Below are 11,785 nucleotides of genomic sequence, written 5' to 3' on the forward strand. Positions count from 1 at the left end.
GCGCCTGACCTTCGCCAGGAGTTTTACTTCCACCGCGTAGCCGTGCTGCTCTCACTCAGCGGGCTTCGAAGCGGCGCTTTCGATATAGGCGATGAGATTGTCCAGATCTTCCGGCTTGCTGATGCCGGCCAGCGCCATCTTGTTGCCGGGTATTTTCTTTTTCGGCGCGCTCAGGAAATCCCGCAATTCATCCGGTGTCCAGACGAGACCGTCCTCGCCCGCTTTTTTCATCGCAGCCGAATAAGTATAGTCAGGCACGCCGCCTGCCGCACGGCCAATGATACTGTTAAGCTGCGGGCCGACCCTGTTTTTCGCGCCCTCGCCGATGGCGTGGCAGGCGGAACAGCGCTTGAAGACCGCCTCCCCTTTGGCAACATCGCCCTCCGAAAGAGCGGGAACGGTGCTTGCGGTCAGCATAGCCGCCGCGATGATTACTGTCTTGCGCATCGTGTCATCCTTGTCTTGCCGCTTGAGTGTGGCCCGTCTGCAAATGCGGACGGGCCAACAGTTCTCTCTTCAGGTCGTGCCCCAGGCGGGCGTGCCCTTCTTGTAGGGAACACGATCTTCGAAACCGCCGGGAATCTCGTCGTAGACGAGAACTTCCGTGGCCCCGATCTTCGAGGTGAAGAAACCAAGCAGCGTCAGTTGCTTGACCAGCGTGAAGGCGTGCGGCTTTGCCGGCGTCTGTTCCGCCTTGGCCTGCTTGTCCAGAGCGGCAAGCAATGCCTGCCGCTGTTCCGGCGTCAGCTCCAGAAAGCCCTTCTTGTGTTCGGCCTGACTACGCTTTTCGATGTCGGAAATCGCCGAGAGGAAAAGTGTCCGCTGTTCGTCGGTATAACAATCGGCCGCATAGACGGCCATGAATGCTCCCACTTCAGCATCCTTGGCGCCCGGCGTGGAGGTGCGGGGAATGATGGTTTCCGCCACCTCGTCCAGAAAGCGGATTTCCTCCGGGGTGAAGACGTGGGTAGCGCCGGCGGGCTTGGCGGCGTTTTCGGCAGCCGTGAGGACATCCGCGCCGATCAGCGGAAGGCCGGTGGCAATGGATATCAGTTTCAGCAGTTCGCGTCTGTTCATCACAGGTTCCCCTTCTTGCGTTCGGAAACGGCAAAATCGGCGGCACGCGCCGTCAGCGCCATATAGGTCAGAGACGGGTTGACGCAGGAGGCCGAGGTCATGCAGGCGCCGTCCGTCACAAAGACGTTGGGCGCATCCCAGACCTGGTTGTTGCCGTTGAGGACGGAGGTTTTCGGGTCGCGCCCCATGCGGGCCGTTCCCATTTCGTGAATGCCCATGCCGGGGGCATAACTGCCCCGCGACGGTTTGACGTTCTTGATGCCGACCGCCTCGAACATTTCGACGGCGTCATTGACCATGTCTTCGCGCATGTCGAGTTCGTTCTGCTTCATCTCGACATTCATGGAGAGGACCGGAAGGCCCCACTTGTCCTTCTTGTCATGATCGAGCTTCACGCGGTTGTCGTGATAGGGAAGCATTTCACCGAAGGCGGTCATGCCGATGATCCAGCCACCCGGATCGGTCAGGGCCTCCTTGTAGTCGGCGCCGATATTGAGTTCGGCGATCTCCCGTTCCCAGCGCGAGCGGCTGGCGGAGCCCTGATACCCGAAACCGCGCAGATATTTACGCTTGTCGTCACCGGTATTGCGGAAACGTGGAATGTAGAAGCCCGCCGGACGGCGGCCCTTGAAATAGAAATCCTCGAAACCTTCCACCTGACCGGTGGCGCCCATGCGGAAATGGTGGTCCATCACGTTATGGCCGAGCTCGCCGGAGCTGCTGCCGAGACCGCCCTCCCAGACATCGGTGGCCGAGTTCATCAGCACCCATGTCGAGTTCAGCGTCGAGGCGTTCAGGAAGATGATGTCGGCGGTGTATTCGTAGGTCAGGTTGGTTTCGGCATCGATGATCTCGACGCCACGCGCCTTCTTCTTGTCCTTGTCGTAAAGGATTTCCTTGACGATGGAGAAAGGCCTGAGCGTCAGATTGCCGGTGGCGACCGCCGCAGGCAGGGTCGAGGCCTGCGTGCTGAAATAGCCGCCGAAGGGACAGCCCAACCGACATTTGTTGCGGAACTGACAGCGCGTGCGCTCCTGATCGGGAAGTTCCTGGGTGATGTTGGCGCAGCGCGAATTGATGAGGTGGCGCGTGCCCTTGAACGCCTTCTTCAGCCGGCTGGCCACATCCTGCTCCACGAAATTGAGCGGAATGGGCGGCAGGAATTCGCCATCAGGGAGAATATCCAGCCCTTCGCGGCTGCCGGAAATGCCTGCGAAGCGCTCGACATAGTCATACCAGGGAGAGACGTCCTCATAGCGGATTGGCCAATCAACGGCGATGCCTTCTTTCGCATTGGCCTCGAAATCGGTCTGCGACCAGCGATAGGTCTGGCGGCCCCAGAGCAGCGAGCGACCGCCGACATGGTAACCACGGAACCAGTCGAAGCGCTTTTCCTCGACATAGGGCGTTTCCTGCTCATCGGCCCACATGCCGAGCGTCGCCTCTTCCAGCAGGTAGTCGCGGCTGAGAACGGGGTATTTCGCCTTCATCTCCTGCGTGGCGCGGTTGCGATGGGGGTAATCCCAGGCTTCCTTGTCGGCATTCTGATAGTCGGTGATGTGCTCGATATTGCGGCCGCGCTCCAGCATCAGGACCTTCAGGCCCTTTTGCGTAAGTTCCTTTGCGGCCCAGCCTCCACTGATGCCCGAGCCGACAACAATCGCATCATAATGATTGTTTGCCATGATAACTCCTCCGATGTGAGCTTGGAAAAAACGACAGGACAAAGCGCTTCCCGTCGCGACGCGGCGGAAAATGGTCATGCGTCTGTCGAACCTCATGCTCCCCGCCGAAACCGGCCGCCGGGGAGCGGTTCTGGTTTTTACTGGCAGTGTTTACTGAATGGTCGGAAGGCGTTCATTGAGGAACGCGTTGCCCTTGGTCACCACCGCTTCGGCATCGAGCGGAAGGTCGTGCTCAAGGATGAACCATTTTGCGCCGGCATGTTTGGCCGCCGGCAGGATCGTTTTCCAGTCGAGAACGCCGGTGCCGAGTGTGGCGAAGCCGCGCTCGTCTTCCGCCGTGCCGGCCGGTGCATTATCCTTGGCGTGGATGGCGAAAACCTTGCCCTTCAACGTACCGAGGAATTCGGCCGGATCATTGCCGCTGCGCGCCACCCAGGCGACATCGACTTCGGCCTGCAGTTTCGGGCCGGCGGCATCGAGCAGCAGCTCAAGCGCCGTCTTGCCATCGAATTTGACCATCTCGAAGTCGTGGTTGTGATAGGCCATGGAGAGGCCTGCTGCGGAAAGCTTGTCCGCGTAACCGCCAAGCTCCTTGCCGAAGGCGGTCCAGCCGGCGGCGTCCTTCGGGCGGTCTTCCGGCTTCAGGAACGGCACGGTAACGACCGCGTTGCCGACAGCCTTCTGCTCGGTGATGACCGCATCAAGATTGCCGCGCAGCTTGTCGATCGGCACATGCGAGGAAATGACCTTGATCTTGTGCTTTTCCAGCAGCGTGTTCAGTTCGCCGGCGCTGACCTTCTGCATATCCACCGTTTCAACGGCGGAGACGCCAGCGCGGTTGAGAATGGCAAGCTGCTCCTCCAGCGTTCCGGAATTGCGCAGCGTGTACATCTGCGCGGCTATCGGCAGCACCTTGCTGTCATCGGCAAAAACCGGATTTGCGAAACCGGCCGCCAGTCCAACCACGAATGCCATGCCAGCGAATTTTGACTTGAACGTTTTCAAACGCGTAACTCCCTTTCCGTTTGATCAATGTGACGACACGCGTGCCCTCGCCTTTCCCGGCCGCCTGGCCGGGTCATGCCGGGCACCGCCTCCTGTGCCCTGCGTCGTCCGTGCCCGATATCGGGCGAGCTAGATGTCGATCCCGACCCAGGACGAGGTCCGACTGGACCGGACGGCCGCATCGATGAATGCGAGACCCGCAAGGCCGTCCTCTATGCCGGGATAAATCACATCCCCGGCGGCCGTTTTTCCCTCCCTCTTTGCGATGATTGCATCTGCGGCTTCGCGGTAGATCGTCGCAAAACCCTCGAGATATCCTTCCGGATGCCCTGACGGCACACGGCTGACACGGTTGGCGGCAGCACCTGCACCCGCGCCATTGCGGGTGATCAGACGCTTCGGCTCGCCGTAAGGTGTGAACCACAGCTCATCCGGCACCCGGTGGTGCCATTCCAGCCCGCCCTTGTCGCCATAGACCCGGAGCGACAGGGCGTTTTCGTTGCCGACCGCGATCTGGCTCGCCCAGAGCATGCCTTTTGCGCCGCTTGCATAACGAAGCAGAATATTGGCGCTGTCATCCAGCTGCCGGCCCGGAACGAACGACGTCAGATCGGCATAAAGGCTTGTCGGGATTTCACCCGTCACAAAGGCGGCGGCGTTGAAAGCGTGCGTGCCGATATCGCCGATTGCCCCGCCAGCGCCGGAACGGCTGGGGTCCGTGCGCCATTCCGCTCCCTTTGCGCCTGTCTTTTCAACGGCTTCGGTCAGCCAGTCCTGCGCATATTCGGCCTGAACGTGGCGTAGCTTGCCGATGTCGCCACGCGCCACCATTTCCCGCATCTGCCGCAGCATCGCGTAGCCGGTGTAATTATGCGTCAGGATGAACAGGCTGTCGGATGCCCTGACGATCTCGGCCAGTGCCTTCGCTTCCTCCAGCGTCGCGGTAACCGGCTTGTCGCAGATGACGTGGATACCGGCGTCGAGAAAGGCCTTGGACGGGGCGAAATGCAGATGGTTCGGCGTGACGATGGCGACCGCCTCGATACCGTCCTCTCGTCCAGCCTCGGCCGCCGCCATGTCCTCAAACGAAGCATAGGACCGCTCCGGTGCAATGCCGAGCAGGGTCGCCGAAGCGGCTGCACGCGCGGGATCGGAGGAGAGCGCGCCGGCCACCAGCTCATAACGGTCATCCAGCCGGGCCGCAATACGGTGCACCGCACCGATAAAGGCGCCCTGACCACCACCCACCATTCCGAGACGGATACGGCGGCTATCGAATTTCTTTGTAGCGGAGGACATGGCTATCCCTTTCAAAGTCCGAGAAGGCGGCGATTGGCGGCATCATCGATGCCACTCTTGGCGAAATCGTCGAAGGCCCGCTCGGTCACGCGGATGATATGGTTTTCAATGAAGCCGGCACCTTCGCGCGCGCCGTCTTCCGGATGCTTCAGCGCGCATTCCCACTCCAGCACCGCCCAGCCATCGAAGTCATATTGGGTGAGCTTGGAAAAAACCGCGCCGAAATCGACATGCCCGTCGCCAAGCGAGCGGAACCGCCCCGGCCGGTCGACCCAGCCTTGATAACCGCCATAAACGCCGGAACGGCCAGTCGGATTGAACTCGGCGTCCTTGACGTGAAAGGCGCGGATGCGCTCGTGGTAGATGTCGATGAAATCGAGATAATCCATCGCCTGAAGCACGAAGTGGGAGGGATCATAGAGGATGTTGGCGCGCGGGTGATTGCCGGTAGCCTCGAGGAAACGCTCGAAAGTGACGCCGTCGTGCAGATCCTCACCCGGATGCAGCTCATAGCAGAGATCGACGCCATTCTCCTCGAAGGCATCGAGAATGGGGGTCCAGCGTTTGCCCAGCTCCGCAAAAGCCAGTTCAACGAGGCCCGCCGGGCGCTGCGGCCAAGGGTAAACGAACGGCCAGGCAAGCGCGCCGGAGAAACTGGCGTGGCTTTTGAGGCCGAGATGCTGCGAGGCTTTCGCCGCGTATTTCAGCTGGTTGACCGCCCATTCCTGCCGCGCCTGCGGTTTGCCGCGCAGTTCAGCGGGCGCAAAACCGTCGAACATTTCGTCATAGGCCGGGTGAACGGCCACGAGCTGGCCCTGAATATGGGTCGAAAGCTCGGTGATCTCGATACCCATTTGCGCCAGCCGGCCCTTGATATCGTCGCAATAGGTCTTGGATGCAGCGGCTTTCTCAAGATCGAAGAGTCTGGGATCGGTCGGCACCTGAATGCCCTTGTAACCGAGGGAAGCCGCCCATTGGCCGAGATTGTCGAGCGTGTCGAAAGGGGCCTCGTCTCCGGCAAATTGCGCGAGGAAAATCGCCGGGCCTTTGATCGTCTTCATGTCCTTACACTCCTTGCATTCACAGTCTGGCCGCTACCGATGCGGCGGGCGGCAGGGCGCGACCGAGCCGCGCACCACCAGTTCCGTATCCAGCACGATGGTCTCGGCCGTCCGCTTTCCGTTCAGCCGGTCCACCATCAGCGCCATGGCCTTGCGGCCCATCTCCTGGCGAGGCTGGCGCACCGTCGTCAGCGGCGGCTCAAACGCATTGGCGAAAATGATGTCATCGAAGCCGATGACGGAGACATCGGCCGGAACCGAAACGCCGCGCGCACGCAATTCGCTGATCGCGCCAATCGCCATCTGGTCGCTCGATGCGAAAATCGCGGTGAAGGCGATGCGACCTTCGAGAAGAGACGCAATCGCCTGACGGCCGGCCTCGATGCTGTAATCGCCCGTCACGACAAGTTCGTCGTCATAAGCGATGCCGGCTTCGGCAAGTGCCGCGCGATAACCATCGAAACGCTCCTGCGCCAGACTTTCCGGAACCGGACCGGCCAGATGCACGATCCTTTGATGTCCAGCGTCGATGAGGTGGCACATGGCGTTTTTGGAGGCGGCGCGGTTGTCCACCTTGACGGTCGGCAGAGCGAGGCCGGGCACCGTTTCCGACGCGATCACGATCGGCGGCAGCGCATCGCCCTGTTCGAGAAGCTCGGCGGGAAACTGGCCGGTCATCAGGATCAGGCCGTCGGCATGTTTCTGGCGCACCATGTCGATATGGGTCGCCACGCGGTTCTCATCGTTGCGGGCGTCGCCCATCAGCACCTTGTAGCCCGCTTCGCCCGCCGCTTCCTCAACGCCCTTGTAGATTTCGAGATAAAACGGGTTACCGATATCGCGAACGAGAAGGATGACGGTGTTGTTGGACTGACGCCGGAAGCTCGCCGCCTGCGCATTGGGAACGAAGTTCGCTTGCCGGACGGCGTCGAAAACCTTCTTTCGGGTTTCCGGGCGAACCTTGTCGGGTTGCTGCAGCGCCCGCGATACGGTCGCGATGGAAACGCCCGCGAGAGCTGCCACTTCCCTGATATTCGAACCTTGGTCTTTGCTCATCTGTCACACACGCAACTGCTTTTGGCGGCCATAAAGCAGCATCAGCGCTAGCAACGTGACACCGAATATGATCTGCCGTGCCCATACATCGAGGTTGAGCGTTATCAGTACGCTTTGCAGAATGGTGAGCGCAACAGCCCCGGCCATGGTTCCGACATATCCGCCCGCACCGCCGGCAAGCGAAGTGCCGCCGATGACGACCGCGATGATCGACGGAAGCACATATTGGTCACCGACGGAGATGAAGGACGTGCCGGTGTAACCGATCACACAAACCCCGGTCAGCCCGGCAAACAGGCCGGAAAGCCCATAAAGCAGCGTACGGATCAGGGAAACCGGCAATCCGGTGAGCGTCGCCGCCCGCTCGTTCGAGCCGATGGCATAAATGGCGAAACCGAAGGCCGTGCGGCGCAGCACGAACAGCATGATCGCGGCAATGCCGAGCCAGACGAAAAGCACACCGGGAATGCCGAAAATGAGCGGCCGGTTGATGAAACCTGCCAGCAAGGGTGCGGCCGCACCTGATGGAACGCCCTGCGAATAAACGACCAGCCCACCCTGAATAACCGCCGTCATGCCAAGCGTCATAACCAACGGCGGAATGCGCACGAAGGTGATGCCGAGACCGTTGATGAGGCCGATCAGGAAGGGGATGCCGCCGGCAACGAGAATGGCAAGCGGAATGCCCGCATTCTGGCCGTTCATCATATTGCCGGCAAGAACGGCGCCCAGCGAGATCATCGCGCCGACGGAAAGGTCGATGCCTTCACGCCCGCCGAGGATGACAAGGTTCTGGCCCGCCGCGACAATGCCGAGAATGGCGGCAATCGTCAGCAGCCGCACGATCTGCGAGCCCTGCGCGAAGCCGGGAGACAACAATTCCCCGACCAGCAGCAGGAAGACCGATGCGCCAATCGCGATGGTCAGGGGGTCGGTAAGGAGGGTTTTGATTTGCAAGCGGGGATTGGTCATATCAACGCCTCGTCACCAGAACACCGCCGGCCAGCGCCGTCAGCACAATCAAACCCTGCACCAGTGTCTGGTACTCGAAGGGCAGGCCCGCAAAGAAAATCACATTGCCGATCATGCCGAGCACCAGCGCGCCGGCAATCGACCCTGTCGAGCTGCCGAAACCGCCCGAAAGTGCGGTGCCGCCCAGAACCACGGCCGAGATGGAGGAGAGCGCCAGACTTGCACCGAGCAGCGGATCGCCCGAGGCCGTCTCCCCCGTCAGGCACAGCGCTGCCAGCGCCGAGAACAAACCGGAGATCATGTATGCGCCGATGCGGATGCCCGAAAGGCGCAGCCCCGTCTGGAAGGCGCCGGTGCGATTGCCGCCCACCGCGAGAAGGTGCGTATGAAACGGAATACGCGACACGATAAGGGTGAAGGCGATACCCCCAATCAGCACCCACAGCACGAAGGGCAAGCCGATGAAGCTGCCGGAATAGGTCTGCCAATAGGCTTCCGGCACCGGAAGGCCCGCCTGCGGCAGCACCCAGATCGCCAGCCCGGCGAAGATGATGCCGGTGGCGAAGGTGGTGACGATTGGCTGGAAGCGCAGGCCGGATATGAAGAGGCCATTGACCAGCCCACAAAGCAACCCGACAGCCGCACCCGCCGCCATGCCGGCGAAGACGGCGCCCGTCGTGCCGCCGAGTGCTGCGATGACACTGACGGTGACGACATTGGCAAGCGCCACAATACTACCAACCGACAAATCGATATCGCCCGCCAGAATGACATAGGTCTGGCCAATGGCGACCAGGATCAGCGGCAGAAACGTCGTCAGGTTCGATTGCAGCACGGAGGGCTGAACGAAGGAGGGTTGCAGAAACGTGTTCACGGCGATGAGAAGCGCCAGTACGACGAGGGTGATGACCCATGGCTGCCTGCGCAGAAAACCGGAGGCGCTCATGCGGCATCTCCATAAGCGGCGCGGGTCATGTTTACGGATGTCATGTCGGCTCCGGTCAGTTCCGCAGAAATGCGTCCACCGTTGAACACAAGAATGCGGTCGGCATATTCGAGGATTTCCGCATCCTCCGAGGAATAAAGAAGGATGGTCGCGCCAGCATCGGCCTGTTGCCGCATCAGGGCGAAGAGATCGGCCTTCGCGCCGAGATCGATGCCCTTGGTCGGATCGTCGAGCAGCAGCAGTTTCGGTGCGGTGGCGAGCCAGCGGGAGATAAAGATTTTCTGCTGGTTGCCGCCCGAAAGCGTGCCGATCGGCATATCGAGGCCGGCGAACTTCGTCTTCATGTAATCCGCGACCTTCTGCACGCGCGGTTTCAGCGTCGCGGGACGGACCAGCCGCATCTTCTCGCGCACCATCAGCGCCGCGACGAGATTTTCGAAGATCGACCGGCCCTGAAGGGAAGCGTCACGGCCACGGTCACCGGAAACATAGGCAAAACCACTATGAACCGCCTGCGAAGGCTTGCCGATGGTGATTTCACGACCCTCAAACCGGATTTGGCCTGAGGCAAATGGGTTGGCACCGAAAAGACCCTTCAGCAAGGCCGACTGGCCCTGGCCCTGCAGACCGGCCAGACCGACGATTTCGCCCGGATAGGCTTCGAGAGTGACACCGCGAACGCCCTCACCCGCCACATCCGTAAGCTTCAGGCTCGGCGCAGCAGCCGAACGCCCGTTTTGACGGGCAGGAGCGGCCCGAACATCGCCGACCATGTCATGGACGACGGCCTCACGGGTGGTGGCTGCCGTATCGAGTTCGGAAATCGTCGCGCCGTTGCGCATCACGGTGATGCGGTCGCAGACGGCGAAAACCTCGTCGAGACGGTGGGAAATCATGATGGTGGAGACACCGTCCGCCTTCTTGGCCCGGAGTATCTCGAAAAAACGCTGGGACTGGCGGCCATCGAGCGCCGCCGTCGCCTCGTCCATGATCATCAGGCTTGCATTCTGCGCGAAGACCTTGAGGATTTCGACGAGCTGGCGCTGATCTGGCGGCAGATTGCCGACGATTGCATCCGGCTCCAGGCCTTCGCCAGCCACGCCGTCGAACAGCGCGATCAGCCTCGCCGCTTCGGCCTTCAGCGCCTTGCCGTCGACAAAGATGCCGCGTTTCGGCTCGCGGCCGAGAAAGATATTGTCGGCGACAGAAAGCTGCGGAACGAGGCTGAGTTCCTGATAAAACAGCGCAATACCGGCATTTTCGGCGTCCCGCGGGCTTTTGAAGCGCACGTCTTCGCCATTGAACCTGATTGCGCCGCTGGTCGGCGCGACCGCGCCCGCAACGATCTTGCAGAGCGTGCTCTTGCCGCAGCCATTGGCGCCCAGAAGCGCGTGAATTTCACCGCGACCAACCGTCAGCCTGCCGTCGGAAAGCGCGCGCACCGCGCCAAAATTCTTCGTTATGCCGGCCGCTTCCAAAGCGTTCGCCATCGCATGTCCCCGAATAATGCTTGTCACAGGCGGATGGCCAAGGCCCGGTCCGCACTCGAAATTGTGGTTCGGGCCGGCGTTCGCCGCCGACCCGAAACGGCTCTTACTTGAAGAACTCGCCAGCCTGCTCCGGCGTCACGGTCGCCGTGACGGACCAGTAGCCCGGCTTGCCATCGGCAGCCTTGATGTTGTCGGCAAGGTTGTCATTGCTGACGAAGGGGATCGGAATATAGATGGCGTTACCATAGGTGCCGCCGAAAATACCGTCCTTGAATTCCTTGCCCTGCAGCTTCAGGACAGCGACGTTGAGCGCGCTGGCCATGACACCCGGAGGATTGACCGAAGCGCCGGAATTGAACTTTTCCTTTTCCCAGCGGGTCATGAAGTCCTTGCGGATTTCACCGGTCGCGGCAATGTCCTTGGTCTTGCCGGCGGCTTCGATGGCGCGCCATGCGCCGTCCGCCATGCCGTCCTGCACCCACACACCGCTGATATCGGGATAGGTGGCGAGAAGGTTCTGCATGGCCTGCTGGCCCTGCGCCTGATCCCAGCTCGCATTGGCTTCGTTCAGTACCTTGATGTCAGGGTATTTCTTGAACACTTCGCGATAACCGGCAACGCGGGCTTCGTTGGCGGGGTTGCCGGCGATGCCGTTGATGGCGACGACGCTTCCCTTGCCCTTCAGCGCATCCGCAAGCCATTGCGCGGATTGCGCCGCCCATGCCTTCTGGTCGATGCCGACATAGATCGCATCCTTCGAGGACACTTCGGCGTCGGTGGCGATGACGAGAATATTGCGCGCCTTGGCCTGCGCGAAGATCGGATCGAAGGCCGTCGGGCTGCCGGGGTTGATCAGGATCGCATCGACGCCCTGGTTCATGAAATTGCGGATATGGCCGATTTGCCCCTGCACATCAACATTGCCGCTCTGAACGACAACCTCAACCTTGACGCCCTTTTCGCCCCAGGCTTTGGCGGCAGCCTGAGCCTCTTCGATCATCTGCGTGCGCCATTCGCTGCCGACGAAAGAATTGGAAAGACCGATCTTGAAGCTCTGCTCCTGGGCATGCGCCGACGTGCCCGCCGCCAGCACCATCGCGGCAGCAGCCATCAAATGTCTAAACATGAAATTTGCTCCTCCAAGCACGGTTTTTAACTAATGAAACCGTTTACATCGGCGAATGTAACCGTTTT

The 11,785-nt window shown here is 60.9% G+C and carries 11 protein-coding genes; all 11 read right to left on the reverse strand.

All coding sequences use genetic code 11. The annotated features are described in order from the left end of the window. Positions 1-51: 51 nt before the first annotated feature. On the reverse strand, positions 52-447 hold the full coding sequence (locus BTE54_RS17195; protein ID WP_078053291.1) for a cytochrome c family protein: 396 nt from the start codon (positions 445-447) through the stop codon (positions 52-54). Positions 448-516: 69 nt separating this feature from the next. Next, a complete protein-coding gene (locus BTE54_RS17200) occupies positions 517-1,077 on the reverse strand; it encodes a gluconate 2-dehydrogenase subunit 3 family protein (RefSeq protein WP_078053292.1) in 561 nt (186 codons plus the stop codon). Further along, positions 1,077-2,762, reverse strand: coding sequence for a GMC family oxidoreductase (locus BTE54_RS17205; RefSeq protein ID WP_078053293.1), 1,686 nt, complete (start codon positions 2,760-2,762; stop codon positions 1,077-1,079). Before BTE54_RS17205 ends, BTE54_RS17200 begins: the two co-directional genes overlap by 1 nt. A gap of 150 nt (positions 2,763-2,912) precedes the next feature. Beyond that, complete coding sequence (locus BTE54_RS17210) at positions 2,913-3,767, reverse strand: sugar phosphate isomerase/epimerase (protein ID WP_198939177.1); 855 nt, start codon at positions 3,765-3,767, stop codon at positions 2,913-2,915. 129 nt (positions 3,768-3,896) lie between these two features. After that, complete coding sequence (locus tag BTE54_RS17215) at positions 3,897-5,066, reverse strand: Gfo/Idh/MocA family oxidoreductase (RefSeq protein WP_078053295.1); 1,170 nt, start codon at positions 5,064-5,066, stop codon at positions 3,897-3,899. Between the two features lie 11 nt (positions 5,067-5,077). Then, positions 5,078-6,127 carry a sugar phosphate isomerase/epimerase gene (locus BTE54_RS17220; RefSeq protein WP_078053296.1) on the reverse strand — a complete coding sequence of 350 codons (1,050 nt, stop codon included), beginning with the start codon at positions 6,125-6,127 and terminating at the stop codon, positions 5,078-5,080. 33 nt (positions 6,128-6,160) lie between these two features. Continuing rightward, the gene (locus BTE54_RS17225; RefSeq protein ID WP_065655237.1) at positions 6,161-7,183 is read right to left on the reverse strand and encodes a LacI family DNA-binding transcriptional regulator; all 1,023 of its coding nucleotides are present in this window, start codon (positions 7,181-7,183) and stop codon (positions 6,161-6,163) included. Positions 7,184-7,186: 3 nt separating this feature from the next. After that, positions 7,187-8,155, reverse strand: a complete 969-nt coding sequence (locus BTE54_RS17230) for an ABC transporter permease (protein ID WP_078053297.1) — start codon at positions 8,153-8,155, stop codon at positions 7,187-7,189. A 1-nt stretch (position 8,156) separates the two neighbouring features. Then, on the reverse strand, positions 8,157-9,101 hold the full coding sequence (locus BTE54_RS17235) for an ABC transporter permease (protein ID WP_046800969.1): 945 nt from the start codon (positions 9,099-9,101) through the stop codon (positions 8,157-8,159). Beyond that, on the reverse strand, positions 9,098-10,591 hold the full coding sequence (locus tag BTE54_RS17240; protein ID WP_078053298.1) for a sugar ABC transporter ATP-binding protein: 1,494 nt from the start codon (positions 10,589-10,591) through the stop codon (positions 9,098-9,100). The genes BTE54_RS17235 and BTE54_RS17240 overlap by 4 nt, the downstream gene beginning before the upstream one ends. A 103-nt stretch (positions 10,592-10,694) precedes the next feature. Continuing rightward, positions 10,695-11,717 carry a substrate-binding domain-containing protein gene (locus BTE54_RS17245; RefSeq protein WP_078053299.1) on the reverse strand — a complete coding sequence of 341 codons (1,023 nt, stop codon included), beginning with the start codon at positions 11,715-11,717 and terminating at the stop codon, positions 10,695-10,697. Positions 11,718-11,785 lie beyond the last annotated feature (68 nt).

This window comes from Agrobacterium sp. YIC 4121, assembly GCF_002008205.1.
GTDB classification, from domain to species: Bacteria; Pseudomonadota; Alphaproteobacteria; order Rhizobiales; family Rhizobiaceae; genus Agrobacterium; species Agrobacterium leguminum.

Excerpts from the sequence above, each read along its gene's own strand:
- BTE54_RS17215 (WP_078053295.1), bottom strand. The coding sequence starts at position 5,066 with ATGTCCTCCGCTACAAAGAAATTCGATAGCCGCCGTATCCGTCTCGGA.
- BTE54_RS17220 (WP_078053296.1), bottom strand. The coding sequence starts at position 6,127 with ATGAAGACGATCAAAGGCCCGGCGATTTTCCTCGCGCAATTTGCCGGA.
- BTE54_RS17205 (WP_078053293.1), bottom strand. The coding sequence starts at position 2,762 with ATGGCAAACAATCATTATGATGCGATTGTTGTCGGCTCGGGCATCAGT.
- BTE54_RS17200 (WP_078053292.1), bottom strand. The coding sequence starts at position 1,077 with ATGAACAGACGCGAACTGCTGAAACTGATATCCATTGCCACCGGCCTT.
- BTE54_RS17235 (WP_046800969.1), bottom strand. The coding sequence starts at position 9,101 with ATGAGCGCCTCCGGTTTTCTGCGCAGGCAGCCATGGGTCATCACCCTC.
- BTE54_RS17245 (WP_078053299.1), bottom strand. The coding sequence starts at position 11,717 with ATGTTTAGACATTTGATGGCTGCTGCCGCGATGGTGCTGGCGGCGGGC.
- BTE54_RS17195 (WP_078053291.1), bottom strand. The coding sequence starts at position 447 with ATGCGCAAGACAGTAATCATCGCGGCGGCTATGCTGACCGCAAGCACC.
- BTE54_RS17240 (WP_078053298.1), bottom strand. The coding sequence starts at position 10,591 with ATGGCGAACGCTTTGGAAGCGGCCGGCATAACGAAGAATTTTGGCGCG.
- BTE54_RS17225 (WP_065655237.1), bottom strand. The coding sequence starts at position 7,183 with ATGAGCAAAGACCAAGGTTCGAATATCAGGGAAGTGGCAGCTCTCGCG.
- BTE54_RS17230 (WP_078053297.1), bottom strand. The coding sequence starts at position 8,155 with ATGACCAATCCCCGCTTGCAAATCAAAACCCTCCTTACCGACCCCCTG.